Origin of the sequence: Micromonospora sp. CA-249363, assembly GCF_050950185.1 — a bacterium.
GTDB lineage: Bacteria > Actinomycetota > Actinomycetes > Mycobacteriales > Micromonosporaceae > Micromonospora.
Map to the genome: position 1 here is coordinate 63258 of NZ_CP192020.1, position 22995 is coordinate 86252.

19 protein-coding genes and 1 tRNA gene are annotated in these 22995 nt (G+C 70.9%); 13 read left to right on the forward strand and 7 right to left on the reverse strand.

The window, feature by feature from the left end:
* The first annotated feature begins 211 nt into the window (after positions 1-211).
* Positions 212-1780, forward strand: a complete 1569-nt coding sequence (locus ACQPZK_RS00305; protein ID WP_433536365.1) for a S8 family peptidase — start codon at positions 212-214, stop codon at positions 1778-1780.
* A 233-nt stretch (positions 1781-2013) separates the two neighbouring features.
* Here the strand turns inward: ACQPZK_RS00305 and ACQPZK_RS00310 are convergent, their stop codons facing one another.
* From ACQPZK_RS00310 to ACQPZK_RS00320, 3 genes are all read right to left on the reverse strand, one after another.
* Entirely contained in the window at positions 2014-2820 is an 807-nt protein-coding gene (locus ACQPZK_RS00310) for a WecB/TagA/CpsF family glycosyltransferase (protein WP_433536366.1), read from the reverse strand.
* Positions 2817-3932: an NAD-dependent epimerase/dehydratase family protein gene (locus ACQPZK_RS00315; protein WP_433536367.1), complete on the reverse strand. Its 1116-nt coding sequence runs from the start codon at positions 3930-3932 to the stop codon at positions 2817-2819. The genes ACQPZK_RS00310 and ACQPZK_RS00315 overlap by 4 nt, the downstream gene beginning before the upstream one ends.
* Positions 3933-3997: 65 nt before the next feature.
* Positions 3998-4083 (reverse strand) — tRNA-Leu (locus ACQPZK_RS00320).
* 207 nt (positions 4084-4290) lie between these two features.
* Here ACQPZK_RS00320 and ACQPZK_RS00325 point away from each other — a divergent pair.
* From ACQPZK_RS00325 to ACQPZK_RS00360, 8 genes are read left to right on the forward strand one after another with little or no spacing between them, the layout of a single operon-like run.
* A complete protein-coding gene (locus tag ACQPZK_RS00325) occupies positions 4291-5079 on the forward strand; it encodes an FhaA domain-containing protein (RefSeq protein ID WP_007454122.1) in 789 nt (262 codons plus the stop codon).
* A gap of 6 nt (positions 5080-5085) precedes the next feature.
* A complete protein-coding gene (locus ACQPZK_RS00330; RefSeq protein WP_007454124.1) occupies positions 5086-5571 on the forward strand; it encodes an FHA domain-containing protein FhaB/FipA in 486 nt (161 codons plus the stop codon).
* Positions 5568-7028: a protein phosphatase 2C domain-containing protein gene (locus ACQPZK_RS00335; protein WP_433536368.1), complete on the forward strand. Its 1461-nt coding sequence runs from the start codon at positions 5568-5570 to the stop codon at positions 7026-7028. Before ACQPZK_RS00330 ends, ACQPZK_RS00335 begins: the two co-directional genes overlap by 4 nt.
* 30 nt (positions 7029-7058) lie before the next feature.
* Complete coding sequence (locus ACQPZK_RS00340; RefSeq protein WP_433536369.1) at positions 7059-8549, forward strand: FtsW/RodA/SpoVE family cell cycle protein; 1491 nt, start codon at positions 7059-7061, stop codon at positions 8547-8549.
* Positions 8546-10051 (forward strand): peptidoglycan D,D-transpeptidase FtsI family protein, encoded by a 1506-nt coding sequence (locus ACQPZK_RS00345; protein ID WP_433536370.1) that lies wholly within the window; start codon positions 8546-8548, stop codon positions 10049-10051. The genes ACQPZK_RS00340 and ACQPZK_RS00345 overlap by 4 nt, the downstream gene beginning before the upstream one ends.
* 1 nt (position 10052) lies before the next feature.
* Entirely contained in the window at positions 10053-11459 is a 1407-nt protein-coding gene (locus tag ACQPZK_RS00350) for a protein kinase domain-containing protein (RefSeq protein WP_433536371.1), read from the forward strand.
* Positions 11456-13273 (forward strand): Stk1 family PASTA domain-containing Ser/Thr kinase, encoded by a 1818-nt coding sequence (pknB, locus tag ACQPZK_RS00355; protein WP_433536372.1) that lies wholly within the window; start codon positions 11456-11458, stop codon positions 13271-13273. Before ACQPZK_RS00350 ends, pknB begins: the two co-directional genes overlap by 4 nt.
* A 13-nt stretch (positions 13274-13286) precedes the next feature.
* Positions 13287-13976 carry a SanA/YdcF family protein gene (locus ACQPZK_RS00360; protein WP_433536373.1) on the forward strand — a complete coding sequence of 230 codons (690 nt, stop codon included), beginning with the start codon at positions 13287-13289 and terminating at the stop codon, positions 13974-13976.
* Between the two features lie 11 nt (positions 13977-13987).
* Here ACQPZK_RS00360 and ACQPZK_RS00365 read toward each other — a convergent pair whose 3' ends face one another.
* The 4 genes from ACQPZK_RS00365 to ACQPZK_RS00380 are packed head-to-tail and all read right to left on the reverse strand — an operon-like array spanning position 13988 to position 17439.
* The gene (locus tag ACQPZK_RS00365) at positions 13988-14638 is read right to left on the reverse strand and encodes an aminodeoxychorismate/anthranilate synthase component II (RefSeq protein WP_433536374.1); all 651 of its coding nucleotides are present in this window, start codon (positions 14636-14638) and stop codon (positions 13988-13990) included.
* A gap of 2 nt (positions 14639-14640) precedes the next feature.
* Positions 14641-14928, reverse strand: a complete 288-nt coding sequence (locus ACQPZK_RS00370; protein ID WP_433536375.1) for a hypothetical protein — start codon at positions 14926-14928, stop codon at positions 14641-14643.
* 4 nt (positions 14929-14932) lie between these two features.
* Positions 14933-16639, reverse strand: coding sequence for a class E sortase (locus ACQPZK_RS00375; RefSeq protein WP_433536376.1), 1707 nt, complete (start codon positions 16637-16639; stop codon positions 14933-14935).
* Positions 16636-17439: a DUF881 domain-containing protein gene (locus tag ACQPZK_RS00380; RefSeq protein ID WP_433536377.1), complete on the reverse strand. Its 804-nt coding sequence runs from the start codon at positions 17437-17439 to the stop codon at positions 16636-16638. The genes ACQPZK_RS00375 and ACQPZK_RS00380 overlap by 4 nt, the downstream gene beginning before the upstream one ends.
* Positions 17440-17660: 221 nt before the next feature.
* Here ACQPZK_RS00380 and ACQPZK_RS00385 point away from each other — a divergent pair, with 221 nt between their 5' ends.
* From ACQPZK_RS00385 to ACQPZK_RS00400, 4 genes are all read left to right on the forward strand, one after another.
* Positions 17661-17924: a cell division protein CrgA gene (locus ACQPZK_RS00385; protein WP_007454145.1), complete on the forward strand. Its 264-nt coding sequence runs from the start codon at positions 17661-17663 to the stop codon at positions 17922-17924.
* 303 nt (positions 17925-18227) lie between these two features.
* Positions 18228-20426 (forward strand): (Fe-S)-binding protein, encoded by a 2199-nt coding sequence (locus ACQPZK_RS00390; protein WP_433536378.1) that lies wholly within the window; start codon positions 18228-18230, stop codon positions 20424-20426.
* Positions 20427-20530: 104 nt separating this feature from the next.
* Positions 20531-21853 carry a hemolysin family protein gene (locus ACQPZK_RS00395; RefSeq protein WP_433536379.1) on the forward strand — a complete coding sequence of 441 codons (1323 nt, stop codon included), beginning with the start codon at positions 20531-20533 and terminating at the stop codon, positions 21851-21853.
* Positions 21846-22847, forward strand: a complete 1002-nt coding sequence (locus ACQPZK_RS00400) for a hemolysin family protein (protein ID WP_433536380.1) — start codon at positions 21846-21848, stop codon at positions 22845-22847. The genes ACQPZK_RS00395 and ACQPZK_RS00400 overlap by 8 nt, the downstream gene beginning before the upstream one ends.
* The last annotated feature ends 148 nt before the right edge of the window (positions 22848-22995 follow it).

Below are 22995 nucleotides of genomic sequence, written 5' to 3' on the forward strand. Positions count from 1 at the left end.
GAGAGTCTTTCCCCTTCTGCGGTGCGGCGAATCCGGGCCGGACCCCCGTTGGCCCCGGAAGCCGGGCCCGTAGGGGGCATCCCATCCGGGTGATGGACGTTTCGGCATGTTTATCTGTCGGGCCGGCCGACCTACTCTCAGCGAGATCGGCAAGTGTCGATCAGTGGTACCGGTGGTCGCGCTTGGACGCCGGTCGGAGGGAGGTAGGGAGATGGGTCTTCCACGCAGGTCCGTACTGGTCGGGGTGGCCACCGCGACCGTGCTGGCCGTCGGTGCCCCGGCTCTGGCCGCCGAACCTGTGGGCGTCGTACGGGAGGCTGGCGGAGCGACCGCCGTGCCGGACAGCTACATCGTCGTCCTCAAGGACAGCACCGTGGCGCCCAACCGGGTCGGCGACACCGCGCAACGGCTGACCGGCCGGCACGGCGGAAAGGTCGCCCGCACCTACGGCACCGCGCTGCGGGGCTTCGAGGTCACCGTCAACGCGGCGGCAGCGGCACGGATCGCCGCCGACCCGGCCGTCGCGTACGTCGAGCAGAACCACACCGTGTCCATCTCCGGAACGCAGACCAACCCGCCGTCCTGGGGCCTCGACCGCATCGACCAGCGCAACCTGCCGCTGGACAGCTCCTACACCTACCCGAACACGGCGAGCAACGTGCACGCCTACATCATCGACACCGGCATCCGCTTCTCCCACAACGACTTCGGAGGCCGGGCGACCTCCGGCTACGACGCCGTCGACGGCGGATCGGCGGACGACTGCAACGGGCACGGCACGCACGTGGCCGGGACCGTCGGAGGGTCGACGTACGGGGTGGCCAAGGGCGTCCAGCTGGTCGGCGTACGGGTGCTGAACTGCTCCGGCAGTGGCACCAACGCCGGTGTGATCGCCGGCGTCGACTGGGTCACCCAGAACGCGATCAAGCCCGCCGTGGCGAACATGAGCCTCGGTGGTAGCGCCAACAGTTCGCTCGACACGGCCGTCAGCAACTCGATCAACTCCGGCGTCACGTATGCGGTTGCGGCCGGCAATGGCAACAGCCTCGGCGTCCGCCAGAACGCCTGCAACTACTCCCCGGCGCGGGTGGCCTCCGCGATCACGGTGGGTGCGACGCAGAACAACGACGCGGCAGCGAGCTTCTCCAACTACGGCACCTGCGTCGACATCCTGGCGCCGGGCGTCAACATCACTTCGGCCTGGTACAACAGCAACACCGCGACCAACACGATCAGCGGCACCTCGATGGCCTCGCCGCACGTCGCCGGCGCGGCGGCGCTGGCGCTGTCGGCGAACCCGTCCTGGACCCCGCAGCAGGTGCGGGACAACCTGGTCAGCAACTCCACCCCGAACGTGGTGACCAACGTCGGCACCGGCACCCCGAACCAGTTGCTCTACGTGGGCAGCGGCGGCACCACCCCGCCGCCCACCGGCTGCACCGGCACCAACGGCGCCGCCCTGACGATCCCGGACGCCGGCGCGGCGGTGACCAGCTCGATCACCATCTCCGGCTGTGGCCGCAACGCCTCGTCGGCCTCCACCGTCGCGGTGAACATCGTGCACACCTACCGCGGTGACCTGGTCATCGACCTGCTCGCCCCGGACGGCAGCTCGTACCGGCTGAAGAACAGCAGCAGCTCGGACAGCGCCGACAACGTGAACACCACGTACACGGTCAACCTGTCCGGCGAAGCCGCGGACGGCACCTGGCGGCTCCAGGTGCGTGACGTCTACTCGGCGGACACCGGCTACATCGCCAGCTGGACCCTGACCGTCTGACCTGTTCCCCAGGGACGAGGCCCCATCCGGACGATCCCGGTGGGGCCTCGTGTCGTACCCGATCGGTCTAGGGCGAGTGTCAAAGTCCCTTGCCGGCCTGCGGCGGGCCCAGACGACGGCCGGCGGCGTTGGAGATGGGTTCGGATACAACACCGGTATCCGAACCCATCTCCGCCTTGCCGGACCGCCGCCTGGACTCCGCCTCGACTCGACCGAGGACTTTGACACACGCCCTAGACCGCGAAGGTGGCCGGCCGCTCGGTGGCCGGGGCCGGCGGGCGGGCCTTCCACAGGCCGGTCTTCTGGCCGGCGAGCCGGGCCAGGTACGCGGGGTTGAGGATCACGTAGCGACGCCACAGCCGCTTCGGCTCCAGCCCGAGCCGCCAGAACCACTCCAGGCCGGCGCGCTGCATCCACGGCGGAGGCTGGCGCAGCAGCCCGGCGTGATAGTCGAACGCGGCGCCGACCGCCATCATCGGCATGTCCAGCAGTGGGCGCATGGCGTACGTGAAGACCTCCTGGCGCGGACAGCCGAGCCCGACCAGGACGAGCCGGGCGCCGCTGGACCGGATCCGGTCGGCGATCTCGGCGTCCTCGCCCGGCTGGACCGCGCGGAACTTCGACGGCTCCACGCCGGCGATCTTCAAGGCCGGGAACATCCGCTCCAACGCCGGGATCAGCTTCGCCAGCGTCTCCTCGGTCGAGCCGTACAGGTAGACGGGCAGCCCCTCGTCGGCGAACCGGGAGAGCACGTGCAGCGTCAGCGTCGGCCCGTAGACCCGGTCGGTGAGCCCGGCGTGGTGCAGCAGGTTGAGCGCCCAGCGCACCGGCTGGCCGTCCGGGGTGACCACGTCGAAGGAGTTCAACCGGGCGTTGTGCGCCGGATCGAGCACCCCGGTCATCACGCCGTGCACGGCCAGCGCCGTCAACGCGAGAGGCCGTCGCTCGTGCGCCGCGGTCACCACCGCGTCGGTCGCCGAGGCGTAGTCGGTGGCGTCGACGAGGACGCCGAGCACGTTGCGCTTGGTCTGGCGAGTCACGGCTGCGGCACCCACTTGTCCACGTTCGCCTCGTAGATCTCCCGCAGGATCATCGGCACGTCGTACGTGATCTTCCAGTCCGGGTACTGCGCCTCGAACCGGGCCATGCTGCTCACGTACCACTGGTGGTCGCCGGTGCGGTTCTGCTCGACGTAGTTGATCTGTGCCTCGCGTCCGGTGATCTCCTGAGCGATCGCGAACGCCTCGATGTGGGAGGTGTTGGAGTGCCGGCCGCCACCGAGGTTGTAGACCTCGGCCGAGCGGGGCGCCCGGAAGAACGCCTCGAACGCGGTCAGCACGTCGTGCGAGTGGATCGCGTCGCGGACCATCTTGCCCTTGTAGCCGAACAGGTTGTACGTCCGGCCCTCCATGACGCAACGCATCAGGTACGCCAGGAACCCGTGCAGCTCGGCGGCCGAGTGGGCCGGGCCGGTCAGGGTGCCGCCCCGGAAACAGGCGGTCTTCATGTCGAAGTAGCGGCCGTACTCCTGCACCATCACGTCCGCGGCCACCTTCGAGGCGCCGAAGACCGAGTGCAGCGAGTGGTCGATCGACATCTCCTCGGTGATGCCCTGGTACCAGCGGTGGTCCTCGGGCAGCTCGTACCGGGTCTCCAGCTCGATGAGCGGCAGGCTGTTGGGCCGGTCGCCGTAGACCTTGTTCGTCGAGCAGTGGATGAACGCCGCGTCGATCGCGTGCTGGCGGGTGTTCTCCAGCATGTTGAGAGTCCCGCCGGCGTTCACGTCGAAGTCCGTGTACGGCTCCTTGGCCGCCCAGTCGTGGCTGGGCTGCGCGGCGCTGTGGATCACCACGGCGATGTCCGAGCCGTACTTCTTGAACACCTGCTCCAGGCCGTCCCGGTCCCGGATGTCCACCGCGTAGTGGGTGTACGAGTTACCGAGGTCACGGCCGAGCCGCTCCAGGCTCCACGAGGTGGAGCCGTCCTCTCCGAAGAAGTACCGGCGCATGTCGTTGTCGATGCCGACGACGTCCAGACCGAGGCCGGCGAAGTGCCGGACCGCCTCGGAGCCGATCAGACCGCCCGACCCGGTCACCAACGCGACACTCACACGCCACTCCTGGTCCATCGGAGGCAGAAACCATCGGAGCATAGCGTGACGCCCGGCACGCCCCGATATGACGGAAGGGCCCCGCATCAAGCGGAGCCCTCGTCTTTTGGTGGGGATGGGGGGAGTTGAACCCCCACGCCCTTTCGGGCACACGGACCTGAACCGTGCGCGTCTGCCATTCCGCCACATCCCCGTGGCACGACCCGGGACACTGTAGCCGCCCCGGACCCGCTGTCTCCAACAGGCCTCGGGAATACTACGCTGTCCCGGACGCTCGCCACGAGCGGTTACCGTTCGTGGCGGACGAAAGATTAGCACGGCGGTCCCGGTCCTTCCGAACGGGCCGGGAGCAGGCGGCCGAGCGGCGTGTGAGCTGCGCGCGCGCCGGCCGGATACCATCATGTCCTCGGGACCCGAGGAGGAGCCGGTGAGCGTGCTGCAACGCTTCGAGAAGCGTCTGGAAGGCCTGGTCGAAGGGGCCTTCGCCAAGGTCTTCAAAGGGGTGGTCCACCCCGTGGAGATCCTCAACGCCATGCAGCGGGAGGCCGAGGCGCACAAGGCGATCCTGGCCGGTGGGCGCACGTTGGTGCCCAACCGCTACGTGATCGATCTCTCGCCGTTCGACCACAGTCGTCTGGCGCCGTACGCCGCCGCACTGGCCCAGGAGCTGGCCCAGTCGCAGGCGGAGTTCATCGGCGAGCAGGCCTGGACGGTCTACGGCGACGTGATCGTGGAGATCGAGCGGGGCGAGGGCCTGGACACGGGAATGTTCCGCGTCACCGCCGAGGTCTACACCGGTGGCGAGGTCGCCCCGGTGTCGGCGCCCGGCTACGACGCCGGTCCGCCCGCCTACCCCGCGTACGACCAGGGTGGCGGCTACGGCCCGCCGCCCGGGCACGGTGGCGGTCGCAACGTGCGACTGGTCTCCGGTGACGGACGCACCTACCCCCTCCAGATGGGGTCGACGGTGATCGGTCGCGGCGACCAGGCGAACCTGCGCCTGCCCGACGTCGGCATCTCCCGGCGACACGCCCGACTGGATTTCGACGGCGGCCAGGTTGTGCTGACCGATCTGGGTTCCACCAACGGCACCATGGTCAACGGGCAGCGGGTCTCCGCCGTCGCGCTGAACCCTGGTGACATGGTCCAGCTCGGCACCACGACGCTGACCTTCCGCGTGGACGGCTGAGCCGCCTTGCCGGCACTGGTCATCACCGTTGCCCGGTTCGGGTTCCTGATCCTGCTGTGGATCTTCGTGTTCACGGTGGTCGGCGTGATCCGCCGAGATCTCTTCGCGGGAGCCCGGTCCGGTCGCCTGGTGGCGGCACCACGCGCGGTTGGCGCCTCGACGGGGCAGGCGGCCAAACCGGCGAAGGTGAAGCGGGGCAGGGCGGCCCACCAGTTGGTGGTCACCGCCGGTCAGTTGGCCGGCACCCGCATCACCCTGGGCGAAGCGCAGATCACCATCGGTCGGGCCGAGGACTCCACCCTGGTCATCACCGACGACTACGCCTCCGCGCGGCACGCGAGACTCGTACCGCGCGAGGGCCAGTGGTTCGTCGAGGATCTCGGCTCGACTAACGGCACGTACCTCGATCGCGCTAAGGTCACCGGACCAACCCCCGTACCCCTCGGCGTGCCGATCCGGATCGGCCGCACTTCCCTCGAATTACGGCCATGACTCTGACCCTGCGCTATGCGGCCCACAGCGACCGCGGTCTGATCCGTGACGGCAATCAAGACTCCGTCTACGCCGGGCCGCGGCTACTCGCCGTTGCCGACGGCATGGGCGGCATGGCCGCCGGTGACGTCGCCAGCAACATCGTCATCGGTGCCATGGCGCCGCTCGACGAGGATGTCCCCGGGGACGCCCTCGTCGACGCGCTGCGTTCGGCCGTGGGCACCGCCAACCAACAGCTCCGCGACACGGTGGACGCCAACCCGCAGTTGGAGGGGATGGGCACCACACTGACGGCGACCCTCTTCTCCGGCAGCAAGCTGGGGATGGTCCACATCGGTGACTCGCGGGCCTATCTGCTGCGCAACGGTGAGTTCTCGCAGATCACCAAGGACGACACGTACGTCCAGATGCTCGTCGACGAGGGTCGGATCAGCGCCGAGGAGGCGAGCAGCCACCCGCAGCGGTCGCTGCTGACCCGCGCACTCGACGGCCGGGACATCGACCCGGAGTACTCGGTGCGCCAGGTGCTCTCCGGCGACCGCTACCTGATCTGTAGCGACGGCCTCTCGGGTGTGGTGAGCGCCGAGACCATCGGCGAGACCCTGCGCGAGTACACCGATCCGCAGCAGTGCGTCGAGCGGCTGGTGCAGCTTGCGCTGCGCGGCGGCGGCCCGGACAACATCACGGTGATCATCGCCGATGCCACCGACCACGACATCGTCGAGGCGACCCCGATCGTCGGCGGCGCCGCCGCCCGGGACCGGGGCATGGCCACCTCCGCCGACGACTCGACCCCGGCCGCCCGGGCCTCGGCGCTCTCCGCGCCACGTCCCGCCGCGCCGGAGGAGCCCGTCTCCGCCGACGACGAGCCGGAACGGCGCAAGCGTCGGCCGGTACGGGCCACCGCCATGGCTGTGGCCCTTCTGGTGATCATCGGCGGTGGACTCTTCGCCGGCTGGACGTACACCCAGCGCCAGTACTACGTGGGCGCCACCGAGGAGGGCCAGGTCGCCGTCTTCCGTGGCATCCAGGGGCAGATCGCCGGGGTGGACCTGTCCACCGTGCACCGCACCAGCGGTACCCGGTTGGACGACCTGACGGTCGCCGCCCAGGACACGGTCAAGGTGGGCATCCGGGCCAAGAGCGAGCCGGACGCCGAGCGTCAGCTCGCCGAGCTGACCAGCGACACGCCGACCAATCCGAACCTGAAGCCGCTCTGCACGCCCGACACGGGCGCGCTGACCGGCTCGCCCACGCCCACTCCTTCCCCGACCCCGCCCGTGACGTCCCCGACGCCGGCCACCAGCCCGAGCGCGTCGGTGAACGGGGTCCTCAGCGCGAGCCCCACCACGGCGGCCACCACGGGCGGGACCGATCCGACCACCGCACCCGACGCCACGCCCTCCGACTCGGCACCGCCGGCGCTCGACCCGGCCGGCTGCCGGTCTCCTGAGTGAGCGTCGACTGAGATCCCAAGGACTCCACCCGTGACCGTAGCGGCCACACCGGCATCCTCGCCCGCCACCACGGGCGGGGAGTCCGGCGTACGCCTGGCCCGGTCCCGGCGCAACGCCGAGCTGTCCCTGCTGCTGCTCGCCATGGTGCTGGTGGCCGCGTACATGGCGACCGTCGAGGCGAACCTCCTGGACACGGTCACTCCGGATTTCTGGCTGCCCGCCGCCGCGCTCGGCGCGGTCTTCCTCGGCCTGCACCTGGTCATCCGGTTCCTCGCCCCGTTCGCCGATCCGGCTCTGCTGCCGGCGGTGGCCCTGCTCAACGGCCTCGGTGTGGGCTTCCTGCGCCGGATCGACCTGGGCGAGGCCGCCCCGGTGGACCGGGAGGATCTGGCCACGTTCGCCGGTATCGGCGGCCGGCAGCTCGCGTGGACGCTCGCCTCGGTGATCCTCGCCGCGGGCCTGCTCGCGATCATGCGCGACCACCGTTCGGTGTCCCGGTACGCGTACACCCTGGGGCTCGCCGGCATCGTGCTGGTGATGCTCCCGGCGGTGCTGCCGCGCAGCATGTCCGAGATCAACGGCGCGAAGCTGTGGATCCGGGTGGGTGGTTTCTCGATCCAGCCGGGTGAGTTCGCCAAGCTGGCGCTGCTGGTCTTCTTCGCGTACTACCTGGTGCGCAAGCGTGAGGTGCTCTCGCTGGCCAGCCGGCGGTTCCTCGGTATCGACTTCCCGCGCGGTCGGGACCTCGGTCCGGTGGTCGTGGTCTGGCTCATCAGCCTCCTGGTGCTGGTGTTCGAGAAGGACCTCGGCACCTCGCTGCTGTACTTCGGCATGTTCGTGGTGACCCTCTACATCGCCACCGAACGGGTCAGTTGGCTGCTGATCGGTCTGCTCCTCTTCTTCGGTGGCGCCTACCTCGCGTACGTGCTGGGCTCGACGGTCGGTGGTCCGTTCGCCAACTTCTACGTGCGTGCCGAGATCTGGCTGGACCCGTTCGCCGACCCGACCGACAAGGGCTATCAGCTCGTCCAGGGCCTGCTCGCCCTCGGCACGGGCGGGCTCTTCGGCGCGGGCCCGGGCGGTGGCCAGCCGGACATCCTGCCCGAGGTGCAGAACGACTTCATCTTCGCCGGCATCGGCGAGGAGATCGGCCTCTTCGGTCTCTCCGCGCTGCTGGTGGTCTACCTGCTGATCGTGGAGCGTGGTCTGCGCGCCGCGCTCGCGGTCCGTGACTCGTTCGGCAAGCTGCTCGCCGGCGGTCTCGCCTTCACCCTGGGCCTCCAGGTCTTCGTGATCGTCGGCGGTATCAGCAAGCTGATCCCGCTGACCGGCCAGACCACGCCGTTCCTGTCCGCCGGTGGCTCGTCGCTGATGGCGAACTGGCTGCTCATCGCGGTCCTGCTGCGGGTCTCCGACGGGGCCCGGCGGCCGGTGACCGGTGGCGCCGGCAAGGCGGCCCGGCCGTCGGGCGGTCCGCCCGAGCAGTTGCACGGTGCTCCCACGGAGGTGATCAAGCCGTGAACGCACCCCTGCGTCGTGTCGGTGTCGTCGTCATGGTCCTGTTCGGTCTGCTCTTCGCGAACCTGAACTGGATCCAGGCGTACAAGGCGGACGAGTACCGCACCAGTGACTACAACGGTCGGGTCCAGGTCGCCGACTACAAGCGCAAGCGCGGCAACATCGAAGCCGGCGGCACCGCGTTGGCCACCAGCAAGGAGACCACCGGCAAGCTGAAGTTCCAGCGCACCTACCCGGGCGGCGCCAAGTACGCCCACGTGCTCGGCTACAAGCCGGTCAACCTGGCCGACACCGGCATCGAGCAGGTCGAGAACGACTTCCTGGCCGGCACCAGCGACCAGTTGATCGGCGACCGGTTCAAGGACCTGTTCACCGGTGACGAGACGGCCGGCGGCAACGTGCTGCTGACGCTCTCGAAGCGGGCGCAGGACGTGGCGTACGACCAGATGCGTAACAACCAGGTGGGTGCGAAGAGGGGCGCGGCGATCGCCATCGACCCGTCCACCGGCGCGGTGCAGGCCCTGGTGTCGATGCCCAGCTTCGACCCGAACCCGCTCGCCAGCCACGACACGGCCGAGGCGGCGGCGGAGATCAACAAGCTGGAGCAGAACCCGGACGGTCCGCTGAAGAACCGTGCCCTGTCCGAGACGCTGCCGCCGGGGTCCACCTTCAAGATCGTGGTCGCCGCGGCTGGGCTGGAGAACGGCGTCACCAAGTCGACCCCGATCCCGGCCGGGTCCAGCTACACGCCGCCCACCTCGGGCACCCCGATTCGTAACGCCGCCCCGTCGATCTGCCCCGAGCCGCAGGTCACCCTCCAGGAGGCGGTCACCGAGTCCTGCAACACGGGCTTCGCGCAGCTCGGAGTGCGGCTCGGCGCGGACAAGATCAAGGAGAAGGCCCGCCAGTTCGGCTTCGAGCAGGAGGACCTCACGGTCGGCCAGCTCGGCGAGGGCGGCCTGCGCACGGCCGCCAGCCGGACCGGCGACATGCTGAACCCGGACGGTGGCACCGACCCGGCCGCGCTGGCCCAGTCCTCGATCGGTCAGAACAACGTCCGGATGACCCCGTTGCAGGGCGCCATGATCGCCGGGGCGGTCGCCAACGGCGGCAGCCAGATGCGGCCGTACCTGGTCCGGCAGCTCCTCGCCCCGGACCGGACCACCAGCTACTACACGGCGAAGGCGCGGGAACTGCGCCAGCCCGTCGAGCCGCAGGTCGCCTCCGACCTGCGCGACATGATGGTCAGCGTCGTCCAGAAGGGCACCGGCCAGAAGGCGGCGATCAGCGGCTACACGGTCGGCGGCAAGACGGGTACGGCGCAGTCCGCGCCGGACCGCCCCGACCACGGCTGGTTCATCGGCTTCGCGCTGGACAAGAACGGCAACGCGGTCTCGGCCGTGTGTGTCGTCCTGGAACAGGCCGGCAGCGGTGGCAGCTCCGAAGCGGCCCGGATCGGTGGCCAGATCATGCGGGCCGCCATCGCCGACCCCGGGGGCCGCTGACATGCTCAGCCCCGGCGTTCAGCTCGGCAACCGCTACCGTCTCGACGAGCGGATCGCCAGCGGCGGCATGGGCGACGTCTGGCGCGGCACCGACCAGGTGCTCGGCCGGACGGTCGCGGTGAAGAGCCTGCTCCCCGCGCTGCTCGACGACCCGGACTTCGCCGAGCGGTTCCGGGGCGAGGCCCGGACGATGGCGACGATCAACCACCCCGGCGTCGTCGACGTCTACGACTTCGGCAACGACCAGCAGATCGCGTTTCTCGTCATGGAGTACGTCGAGGGCGACGCCCTGTCCTCCACGCTGAGCCGGGTCGGCCGGCTCACCCCAGCCCGGACGATGGCGCTCGTCGCGCAGGCCGCGGACGCGCTGCACGCCGCCCACGAGAAGGGCATCGTGCACCGCGACGTGAAGCCGGGCAACCTGCTGGTCCGGCCGAACGGCACGCTCGTCCTGACCGACTTCGGCATCGCCCGCTCGGACATCGTCGGCCAGCTCACCGCCGCCGGCTCGGTGCTCGGTACCGCCTCCTACATCTCGCCGGAGCAGGCCACCGGGCAGGTCGCCACCCCGGCGTCCGACGTGTACGCGCTCGGCGTGGTCGCCTACCAGTGCCTCGCCGGCCGGCGACCCTTCGAGGGGGACAACCCGCTCGACATCGCCATGCGGCACGTCCGGGAGACGCCCCGTCCGCTGCCCAACGACATCCCGCCGCAGGTCCGGGCGGTCGTCGAGCGGGCGTTGGCCAAGGACCCGGCTGCCCGCTGGCCCAGCGCCGCCGCCCTCGCCTCGGTGGCCCGGCAGCTCAAGGCCGCGCTGTCCCAGCAGGCCCGGGCCGGCGGTCACTCCGCGCCGATCTCCGGGGCGCCGTCCTCGCCCGCCGCACCCGGTCGGGCGCAGGTGCCGCAGGCCCAGCAGTTCCGCCCGCCGAATGCGCCACACCGGCAGCCGCCGGTCGGGCAGCGGCCCACCACGATCGCGCCGGCTCAACAACCCCGCCCCACCGCCGTCGCGCCGGCCGTACCGCACGCCCGGCCGCCGGTCGCCCAGGCCGGCTACCCGCGCGGCGCCGCGGCGGTGCCGCCGGCGCAGACCCGGCAGGAACACCCACCGGCGTACGCCCGGCAGGCCGGTCCGGCGTCCGAGCCCCGCCGGTCCCGGCCCGGGATGGTGCTCCTCGCCATCCTGCTGGCCTTACTGGTCCTGCTCTGCTCCGGCGTGATTTCCTACAACCTGCGAAAGGCGTCGCAGACGGGTGCGTCCGGGCCGACGAGTTCACAGACCGTGACGTCCGGCGCGCTGCGGCTCGACGGACGCGACGATGCGACCCGAACGTCGTACCGTCGTGAGGTACGAATCCGGCCGGGTGACGGCGGGACGACGACGAGCGAAGGACGACAGACGCGATGACAGCGCAGGCCCGCCTGCTCGGTGGCAGGTACCAGGTCGGCGAGCTGCTCGGCTACGGCGGCATGGCCGAGGTGCACCGCGGTCGCGACCTCCGGCTCGGTCGGGACGTCGCGATCAAGATGCTCCGCACCGACCTCGCCCGGGACGCGACGTTCCAGATGCGCTTCCGTCGGGAGGCGCAGAACGCCGCGTCGCTCAACCACCCGGCGATCGTCGCGGTCTACGACACCGGCGAGGAGACCGCCCCGACCGGTGAGACGCTGCCCTTCATCGTCATGGAGTTCGTCAACGGACGGACGTTGAAGGAGGTCCTCGGCGTCGAGGGCCGGTTGCAGCCCCGCCGTGCGCTGGAGATCTGCGCCGACATGTGCGCGGCGTTGGAGTTCAGCCACCGGCACGGGATCATCCACCGGGACATCAAGCCGGGCAACGTCATGCTCACCCAGACCGGCCAGGTCAAGGTGATGGACTTCGGTATCGCCCGGGCGCTGGCCAGCGGCGCGACCACCATGACGCAGACCAGCGCGGTCATCGGCACGGCCCAGTACCTGTCGCCGGAGCAGGCGCGCGGTGAGGCCGTGGACGCCCGCTCCGACGTGTACGCGGCCGGCTGCGTCCTCTTCGAACTGGTCTGTGGGCACCCGCCGTTCGTGGGCGACAGTCCGGTCAGCGTCGCGTACCAGCACGTCCGGGAGACTCCGCCGACCCCGAGCGACATCAACCCGGACGTCACCCCGGCGGTCGATGCGATCGTCCTCAAGGCGCTGTCGAAGAACCCGCTGAACCGCTACCAGAGTGCCGGCGAGATGCGCGCCGACCTGCTGCGTGCCGCCGCTGGCCGGCCGGTGCTGGCCACTCCGGTGATGCGCGAGGCGGAGACGGTGGCGATGGCCCCGGCCGGCGGTGCCGCTGGCTACCCGGCTGCCGCGACCGGGCAGCAGACCCGGCAGATCCCGGCCCGGGTCGGCGACCCGCGCCAGCGCAAGGCGTCCTCCTGGCTGATCGCCCTGTTCAGCGCGGTCGGCGTGCTGGCGGTGATCGCCCTGGTCGCCGCCCTGCTCTGGAGTCAGCAGCAGGACAAGGACCTGAAGGCGGTGCCGACGCTCGCCGGCAAGGCGCGCGACGCGGCGGTCACCGAGATCCGTAACGCGGGCTTCAACCCGGTCGTCGGCGATCCGGTCCTGGCAAACGACTGCACGAAGGGCACTGTCGCCAGGCAGGATCCCGCGGCGGGCGCCCGGGTGAAGCAGGCGAGCAACGTGACCGTCCAGATCTGCGACGGCAAGCCCGACGTCAAGATCCCCCCGGGCCTGGTCAACTCGCAGTTCGACAACGTCGCGCCCCAGCTCGAAGCGTTGGGGCTGACCGTGGAACAGAAACCGGTCGACAACCCCGCGCAGAAGGGCATCGTCGTCAAGGTCAGCCCGCCCTCGGGGTCCACCGTTGCCCAGGACAGCAAGGTGGTCGTCGAGGTCTCACGCGGCAACGTCAGCAAGGTGCCCAACGTCGTCAACTCCACGAAGGACGACGCTGCCGCCGAACTCCGCGCGGCGGGTTACGTGGTCAGCTTCCGCGACGGCGACGAGGTGCCGGCCGCCGAGGCCGGTCGGGTCCAGAAGCAGAACCCGAAGGGCGGCACCGACCTGGCCCAGGGCAAGACGGTGACCATCGAGATCGGCATCCCGGAGGAGGTCGAGGAGACGCCCAGCGGATCGCCGACGCCGACGCCGACGCCGAGCGGCACGCCGACGCCCGGCGGCGGTGGCGGCACCGGACAGCCGATCATCCCGCCGTTCCGGGTGAGCGGAGAGTAGCGTCCGCATCCGGGTGCCCGTCGACGACCGCCCAGCGGTAGGTCGGTGGCGGCGGTGGCTGCGACGCGTGGCGATCCTGGCCGTGGCCGTGGTGGCGCTGAGCAGCCTCCCATGGCTGTGGACGACGATCGGCGCGCGGGGCCACACCCACGACGCGGCCGAGGCGCCCACCGCCGACGTCGTGATCGTCCTCGGCACGGCGGTGGGCGCGGACGGACGGCAACCGAGCGACCGGCTCGCCGGCCGTCTGGAGACCGCCGCCGAGCTCGTGCGTACGGGACGGGCGCGGGCGGTGCTGGTGTCCGGCGACGGCGGCGGCACCTCCGGCGACGAGCCGACGGTGATGACCGCGTACCTGACCGAGCGGCTCGGCGTCGACCCGCGACGGGTGGTGGCGGACCCGTTCGGCCTGGACACGTACGACAGCTGTGTCCGCGCCCGCGACGTGTACGGCGTCGAGCGCGCGCTGATCGTGACGCAGTCCTACCACCTGTCCCGGGCGGTGACGCTCTGCCGGCACCTCGGCCTCGACGTCGACGGGGTGGCCGCCCGCTGCGACGGGTGCGGTTCCGTCATGCTCGCCGGGAAGGCGGTCCGCGACTACCTGGCCAGTGGCAAGGCGGCCTGGGATGCGTTCCGGGACCGGCCACCCGCGGTCCGGTCACCCGCGAACCCGGCCGTGCGGGACGCGCTCACGGGCTGACCGGACGCGGTCTAGGAGGTGGCGAAGGCGGCGAGTCGCCGGGCGTCCACCTCGGCGGCCAGCGCGGGCGCGCGCTCCAGCGCCTCGGTGTGCCCGCAGCTCGCCAGCCAGTTGGCGAGCATCAGGTGGCCGCCCTCGGTGAGCACCGACTCCGGGTGGAACTGCACGCCCTCGATGGGCAGCGTCCGGTGCCGCATAGCCATCACCACCCCGGAGCCGGTCCAGCCGGTGACCTCCAGCTCGTCGGGGAGCGTCTCGGGGAGAACGGCCAGCGAGTGGTAGCGGGTGGCGGTGAACGGGTCGGGCAGGCCGGCGAGGACGCCGACGGAGTGGTGCCGTACCTCGGAGGTCTTGCCGTGCAGCAGCTCGGCGGCCCGCGTGACGGTCGCCCCGAACGCCTCCCCGATGGCCTGGTGGCCGAGGCAGACGCCGAAGATCGGCAGCTTGCCCGCGTACTCCCGGATGACGTCCAGACAGATGCCCGCACGGTCCGGGCTGCCCGGGCCGGGTGAGAGCAGGACGCCCGCCGCGCCCAGCCGGCCGACCTCGGCGACGTCGATCTCGTCGTTGCGACGAACGTCGCAGTCCACGCCGAGCTGGCCCAGGTACTGCACCAGGTTGAAGACGAACGAGTCGTAGTTGTCGATCACCAGGACGCGCATCGTCACCTGCTCGTGGAGGACGGCTCGGGATTGTTCCGTTCCGTGTCGTACGGCAGGTCGTGCTCGTCGCCGGCCGGCGTGTCGCCGGTCACCGCATCGCCGTCGCTCGGCTCGCCGGGAACACCGGAATCCTCCTGGGTGACCTGGACGTCGTCGAAGGGCAGCAGGGGCTCGGCCCACGGGAAGGCCACGTACCAGAGCAGGGCCACCGTGGCGGCGGCGAGCAGCACCGAACCGACGAGTTTGCCGGCCAGGCCGAACGGGAGCTTGCGCCAGATGAACGCGTACACCGCCTCAGCCTCCCAGCTCTGTCGGGCGACCCGCCGACTTGGGCTGGGTCCGGTCCAACTCCGCGTGGATGATCAGGCGTTGGTAGTTGTCCCACTTGGGGTTGCAGGTGGTCAGGGTGAGCATCCGCTTGGTCGGCTTCTTGTTCGGCTCGCCGGGCACGGGCGCCACCACCTCGACCTGCGTCGGCTTGACGATGCGGGTCTGCGCCACCCGGTAGACGTACCAGTCCGTCTTGCTCTCGACCACGATCGCGTCGCCGTCGTGCAACTCGTCCAGCCGCCAGAAGGTGGCCCGGTTCCGGTGGCCGGCGACGGAGAAGTTGCCGACCTGGCCGGGCTGCGCGCTGGTCGGGTAGTGGCCCGGCGCGTAGCGGATGTCGTCCTGGGTGACGCCCTCGACGACGACCCAGTTCTTGTCGAGCTTCGGGATGTAGAGGCCGGCGATCGGCTTGCCGCGCACCGGCGGGGACGGCTTGGCGCTCGGGGCCGTGGACGGCACGACCGTCGGGTCGTCGGTCGGGCCCCACTCCTGCGCGAGTTGGCTGCTGAGGTCGTTCTGGTGGGCGTCCACGACGGCGGACTTGCCCCACACCTCGTAGCCGGCGAAGAGCAGCACCACCAGGCCGAAGGTGATCAGTACTTCACCGGTGGCGCGGATGCCGGTCCGGAGTCGGGAGGCGACGGACGGACGGGTCAGCTCCGAATAGACGCTCTTGTAGCCCTCGCCGGTCTGGTGCGGCCGGAGTTGGACGACCCGCTCCCCCCGACGCGGTCGGGGTGGCTCGGTGGCGCTGTCGCCCTCGCCGGCCGGCCCCTCCGGAGCGGGCGTACGGGGAACCGCGCCCATCAGCGCCGTCATGTCGATGGACGGGGGCCGGGGTGTCGGCTTGCCGGTCACGGCGGGGATCACCGCGGTGGCGTTCGGGTCGGCGGCGGCCGGGGAGACGGGGGCGCCCGGGGCGCTGGTCGAACGCGTGGACCCGGGGGTGACCTTCGGAATGACCGCGGTGGCGTTCGGGTCGGCGCTCGGTGGCGTGGGCGTGCTCGGCGGTGTGGCGGCGCTCGGCGTCGTCGAGCCGGGGAAGGCCGAGGCCCAGATCGGCGTTGCGGCCGCCCCGGGCGTCGAGCGGCCGGCGTCGCCGGCAGCGGCCGAGGTGCCCGGAGCGTTGCCGGGCGCGGTCGGTGCCCCGGCCGGACCGACGGCCGGCGGACGGCTCGCGGCGCCGCCTCCGGCCGGTGAGCGGGTGGGGTCGGTGCTCGGGGCGGGCTGCCGGACCGGCCCCGGTGCGGAAGGCGCGGTCGGCCGGCTCGGAGTGGCGGGCAGAGGACCGGATTCGGCGCGCTGCGCCCCGCTGCCCGGCCAGCGCGGCGGCGCGGTCGAGGTCGCGTGGTCGGGGGAGCCCTGCGGACCGGGCCAGCCGGCGCTCGGTGCGTCGAAAGGGCTGGGCGGGCCCGTCGGCCGTGACCGACTGGGCAGCACAGGATCGGGCCAGTTGCCGGTCGGCGTCTGCCCTGGAGCCGGTGCGGGCCGGGATGGCGACGACTCGGGTCGACCTCCGGTGGACTCAGCCTGGCCCGGAGCGGATTCCACCCGGCTCGCGGGCGGCTCGGCGCGACCCGGCTCGGGCCGGCTGACCTTGGGCAGGAAGGCCGTCGGTTCGTCGGCCTGGTCCCGGTGTCGGCCGTCGCGGCGCTCGTCGGAGCCGCTCACCTGGGCACCGTCGCCGAGCGCAGGGCGGTCGAGTCCTCGAAGGCAGGGACGGTCACGGTGGAGACGGACTCCTTGTAGCCGAGTTGGTAGTCGTCGACTGCGTCCTTGAACAACCGGACTCCCTGAGAGCTGGCGAGGGCCTGCTGGAGGGCAGCGGGATCGCCGATTGCTACGATCTTGAACGGTGGGGAGTACACCCGGCCGTGCAGCAGCAGGGTGTTACCGACGCAGCGTACCGCGCTGGTTGCGAGCACGCGGACGTTCATGATTGACATGGCCTCCGCGCCACCGGCCCAGAGCGCGTTGACCACCGCCTGCACGTCACCCTGGTGCACGACCAGGTCGTCGTTGGTGGCGTCGGAGTGAGCCTCGTCGTTGTGCTGGGGCGCGTCGTTCAGCTCGACCGTGACGGCCGTGCCGGTCACGGGAGTGAACCCGGCCGCCGCGAGGCTGCGTTGGGCCCGGGTCTGCTGGGCCTTGATCGGGGCGTCCGAGTCGGCCAGCGTGTCGGTGCGTTGCTCGACCTCGTCCCGCAGTGTGGCGGCGCGCCGCTCGCTCGCCGTGACCTGCTGCTGCCGCTCCTCGATGAGCTGGTTGAGCTGGGGCCGCCGGTCCTCCCGGAGGGCGGTGCCGCCGGCCGTGGTCGCGGTGGTCGTGAAGAGCAGTCCCGCCGCGGCGGCGATCAGGGGCACCCCGATCGACCAGCCCGGTCGCCGTTGGCGTGGCCGCCGGGGCAGCAGCCCGGCGACGGCCCGTCGGAGGACCTTCTGCCAGGAGGCGGCACCGGATGTGTACTCCACCGAGCGTTCCTTCCGAGTGTCGGGGGCCGGTCCGTGACGACTGGGCCGCGATGCGAACAGTCCCGCACTTTTCGGTCACTCCATGTACCTGACTGACCCCATTCGTGGTCCAGGCGGCCGTTCGGGACTACGCTAGCTGTCGAACATTATTGGCCATGAACCGTCGCCTCCGCGTCCGGTTGTCAGGCCGGACGAGGTTGTCACCCCCTCTGGAGAGCGCCGTGCCCAAGTCTCAGGTCCGCAAGAAGAAGGTGTACACCCCGCCGACGGACGTCCGTCCGACGACGACGGCGGCGTCGCGCAAGCCTAGCCCGGTGTGGCTGCCGATCACCGCGGTCGCTCTGATCGTCGCGGGCATCGGCTGGCTTGTCGTCTACTACCTCTCCGAGCAGGAGTACCCGGTCGCCTCGTGGCAGTACTGGAACCTGGCGGTCGGCTTCGGCGCGATGGTCGCGTCGCTGGTACTGCTCTCCCGCTGGCGCTGAGCCCGGTCGGGCCGCCGCCGCACCGCAGGATCCACCACCGGACCGCAGGATCTCCGTCACCCGCCATCCCCCTGCCCGGCAGGACCGGGCCGGGCACCCTATGGTGTCCGCAGGCGGCGTGGCCTACTGCGAGATGACTCACGTTACTGCTGGGTAACCTTGCGCGTAGGCTGCACTGCATGACCGAGCGGAGCGAGGTCATCGACCGGTCCGGTCGCAGGTGCGGCAGCGGCGCGACGCTGCCCTGCCCCGGCCCCGGTTGCTGAACCGCTCGACGAGCAGCAGACCGGGGAGGCCAACTCGATGGGCAGCGTCCAGATCGTCACCACGATCCTCGCGGCTGGCATCACCGCCGTGGCGGTGTGGCTGGCGGTGCGCGCGGTCATGAAGATGACGGCCGTGATCCGGCTGGGGCAACCCGCTCCGGAGCGGTTCTCCGACAAGGGCGCCCGCACCAGGAAGATGCTGGTGGAGACCGCCGGCCACACCCGGATGCTCAAGTGGGGTGTGGTGGGCGCCGCCCACTGGTTCGTGATGGTCGGCTTCATCGTGCTGTCGCTGCTGGTGCTCGAGGCGTACTTCGAGGTGGTCACGCCGACCGGCGGCCTGCCGATCATCGGGCACTGGACCATCTTCGGGCTGGCCACCGAGGTCATCACCGTGCTGGGGCTGGTCGGCATCCTGGTGCTGATGGCGATCCGGGTGCGGAACCGGCCGAGCCGGCCCGGCGGTCGCTCCCGCTTCACCGGCTCGACCATGTGGCAGGGCTACTTCGTCGAGTGGATCGTGCTGCTGGTCCTGATCTTCGGCCTGGTGATCCGGGGCTTCAAGGTCGCCACCGACCACTTCGAGTACCCGGTCTGGGCCACCCCGGTCAGCCACGCGGTCGGCGCGATCGTGCCGGACTGGTCGGACGGCGCGAGCGTCGCCGCGCTCATCAAGATCGTCATCTCGATGACCTGGCTGATCGTCATCTCGCTGAACGTCACCATGGGCGTCGCGTGGCACCGCTTCCTGGCGTTCCCCAACATCTTCTTCAAGCGCGACCCGGAGAAGCCGGCCGGATCCGGCCTGGGCCCGCTGCGTCCGATGATGAGCGAGGGCAAGCCGCTCGACTTCGAGGAGGCCGACCCGGAGAAGGACCAGTTCGGCGTCGCCCAGGTCGAGCAGTTCACCTGGAAGGGCCTGCTGGACTTCAGCACCTGCACCGAGTGCGGTCGCTGCCAGTCGCAGTGCCCCGCCTGGAACACCGGCAAGCCGCTGTCGCCGAAGCTGCTCGTGCTCAGCCTGCGCGACCACGCGTACGCGAAGGCGCCCTACCTGCTGGCCGGCGGTGGCAAGGACCTCACCGGCGAGGAGAAGGCCACCCAGGCGCAGCTCGCGCACCTGGACGTGCTGTCGCTCGCCGAGGGCGACAAGCCGCTGATCGGCACGGCCGAGGAGGGCGGGGTCATCGACCCGGACGTCCTCTGGTCCTGCACCACCTGCGGCGCCTGCGTCGAGCAGTGCCCGGTGGACATCGAGCACGTGGACCACATCGTCGACATGCGGCGCTACCAGGTGCTGATCGAGTCGAGCTTCCCCTCCGAGGCCGGCGTGATGCTGCGCAACCTGGAGAACAAGGGCAACCCGTGGGGCGCGCCGCAGAACACCCGTGAGGACTGGACCAAGGGCCTCGACTTCGAGGTGCCACGGGTCGGCGAGGTGGACGACTTCGAGTACCTGTTCTGGGTCGGCTGCGCCGGCGCGTTCGAGGACCGGGCCAAGAAGACCACCCGGGCGGTGGCCACGCTGCTCAACGAGGCCGGTGTGAGCTTCGCGATCCTCGGCGAGGGTGAGACGTGCTCCGGCGACCCGGCCCGCCGGATCGGCAACGAGTTCGTCTTCCAGATGCTCGCCCAGCAGAACGTCGAGACGCTGAACGAGGCGTTCGAGGGTCGGGAGAAGGCCAAGCGCAAGATCGTCGCGACCTGCCCGCACTGCTTCAACACCCTCGGCAACGAGTACGGCCAGCTCGGCGGCGAGTTCGAGGTGGTCCACCACACCCAACTGCTGGCCCACCTGGTGTCCACCGGCAAGCTGACCCCGGTGCAGCCGGTCGACGGTGGCGTCACCTACCACGACCCCTGCTACCTGGGACGGCACAACCGGGTCTTCGCCGCTCCCCGCGAGGTCCTCGGCGACGCCATCCAGGGCGAGCTGACCGAGATGCCGCGCAACAGCGAGCGCTCCTTCTGCTGCGGCGCCGGCGGCGCCCGGATGTGGATGGAGGAGAAGATCGGCAAGCGGATCAACGTGGACCGGGTCGAGGAGGCCATGGCCACCGGGGCGAGGACGGTGGCCGTCGGCTGCCCGTTCTGCTCGACGATGCTCAACGACGGTGTCAACGGCAAGGGCGCCGGTGAGCAGGTCGAGGTGGTCGACGTGGCGAGCGTCCTGCTGCGGTCGGTCAAGCCCGAGCAGCCGCGGGGCGACAAGGAGGCCACGCCGGTCGCCGGCTGAGGCGTACACCTCGGTTCTGCGCATCGGCGGCGGCGGTCCCTGAGGGCCGCCGCCGCCGTGCAAGAATCTCGCCGAGGTGAGGAGACATCGACGGCCTGCTCTTGATGACGCTGCTGCCGCTGGTCGGGTTCGTTGCGCTGACCGCCGGCAACGCGTTCTTCGTCGCGGCCGAGTTCGCCCTGGTCACGGTCGACCGCGCGGAGATCGACCGGCGGGCCGCCGCCGGCGACGACGCCGCCCGGACGGTACGCGCCGCGCTGCGTGAGCTGTCCTTCCAGCTCTCCGGGGCGCAGCTCGGGATCACCATCACCGCGCTGCTCACCGGCTACCTGGCCGAACCGGCGCTGGCTCGGATCTTCGCCCCGCTGCTGCGTCCCGTGACCGGGGAGAGCACCGAACGGTTCACCCCGTTCCTGGCGCTGGCCCTGGCGACGCTGATCTCGATGCTCTTCGGCGAGCTGGTACCCAAGAACGCGGCGCTGGCCCGGCCGATGCCCGCCGCGCTGGCCACCGCCGGGCCGATGCACGCCTTCTCCCGGGCGTTCGGCTGGTTGATCCGGGGACTCAACGGCTCGGCGAACCGGTTGGTCCGGGCGCTCGGCGTGGAGCCGCAGGAGGAGTTGGCCAGCGCCCGGTCGCCGGAGGAACTGGGCCTGCTGGCCGCCATCTCGGCCCGCGCGGGCGCGCTGCCGCCGGACACGGCGATGCTGCTGCGCCGCACCATCCGGTTCGGCGACAAACGCGCGGCCGAGGCCATGACCCCCCGGGTCGACGTGGTCGCGCTGCGGGCCACCGCGACCGTGGCCGAGCTGCTGGAGGAGTCCCGGCGGACGGGACGGACCCGCTTCCCGGTGTACGAGGAGACCCTGGACCTCGTCACCGGCGTGGCGGGCGTGCCGGACGCGCTGGGTGTGCCGCTGGCCGCGCGGGCGTCGACAGTGGTGGCCGCGGTGGCCCGTGAGCCGGTGTACGTGCCGGAGAGCCTGGACCTGGACGGCGTGCTGGCGGCGTTGAAGGCGGCCGGCGCCGACCTGGCCATCGTCGTCGACGAGTACGGCGGCACCGACGGGGTGGTGACGATCGAGGACCTGGTCGAGGAGTTGGTGGGCGAGATCGCCGACGAGTTCGATCCGGCCAGCGTGGACGACGCCGAGCCCTTCGAGCTGACCGTTCCGGGCGGGGAGCGAACGGTGCTTGTCGACGGGGTGCTGCGCTTCGACGAGTTGGTCGAGCAGACGGGCTTCCGGCTGCCCGAGGGGCCGTACGAGACGTTGGCCGGCTTCCTGCTGGCGCGGCTCGGGCACATCCCGCTGCCCGGCGAGACGGTCGACGCCGACGGTTGGGAGTTCACCGTGGTGGAGGTCGAGCGGCACCGGATCGAGCAGGTCCGGGTGCTGCGCCCGGCGGAGCCGGACGCCGATGACTGAGCTGCTGGTGGCCGTGCTGCTGCTGCTCGGCAACGGCTTCTTCGTGGGTAGTGAGTTCGCGCTGATCGCGTCCCGCCGGACGGTGATCGAGCCGTTGGCGGCCGGTTCGAAGCGGGCCCGCTGGGCGTTGTCGGCGATGAACCAGATCCCGCTGATGATCGCCGGCGCGCAGCTCGGCATCACGGTCTGTTCGCTGGGCCTCGGCGCGATCGCCGAGCCCGCGCTGGCCCATCTGCTCGAGTCGCCGTTCCACGCCGCCGGTCTGCCCGAGCGTGCGGTGCACCCGGTGGCGTTCGTGCTCGCGCTCGGTGTCGTCGTCTTCCTGCACACGGTGGTCGGCGAGATGGTGCCGAAGAACATCACGCTGGCCGGCCCGGAGGTCTCCGCGCTCTGGCTGGGTCCGGCGATGCTGGCGTTCTGCGTGGCCACCAAGCCGCTGCTGCTGGCCATGAAGTGGGCGGCTCGCCGGGTGCTGGCCCTCTGGCGGATCGAGGCGACGGAGGCCGTGAAGACGGTGTTCACCGCCGAGGAGTTGGCCGGGCTGGTGTCGCAGGCGCGTACGGAGGGGCTGCTCGATGCCGAGGAGCACGCCCGCATCACCGGCGCTCTGGCCCTGCACACCCGCACGGCGGCGGACGCCCTGCAACCGTGGTCGACGGTGACGACGGTGGCCGAGGACGTCTCGCCGGCGTCGCTGGAGGTGTTGGCGACCCGTACCGGCCGGTCCCGGTTTCCGGTGGTGCAGCGGTCCACCCGGCGGGTGCTGGGTTTCGTGCACGTCAAGGACGTCCTGGGGTACGCCGGGCAGGGTCGCCGAGCGCCGGTGCCGGCGGCGGTGTACCGGCCGTTGGCGGTGGTGCCGCCGGACCGTACGCTCGCCGATCTGCTGCTGGCCATGCGTCGGGAACGGCGGCACATGGTGCTGGTCAGTGACGGTCGTCGTCCGCTCGGCGTGGTGACACTCGATGACGTATTGACAGCAATCGTTGGTTAATTGACCAACACACTTGGTGTGCAAGCGGTTGCGCGACAGTGACGGTGACTCGCCTCGCCTTGATTCCGGTCCGGCGCTTCCCTAATGTGGTGCACCGACCGCTGTGGGTCGTCTGCCTCGGCCCTTCCCTCACGCGAGGCGCCCGGCG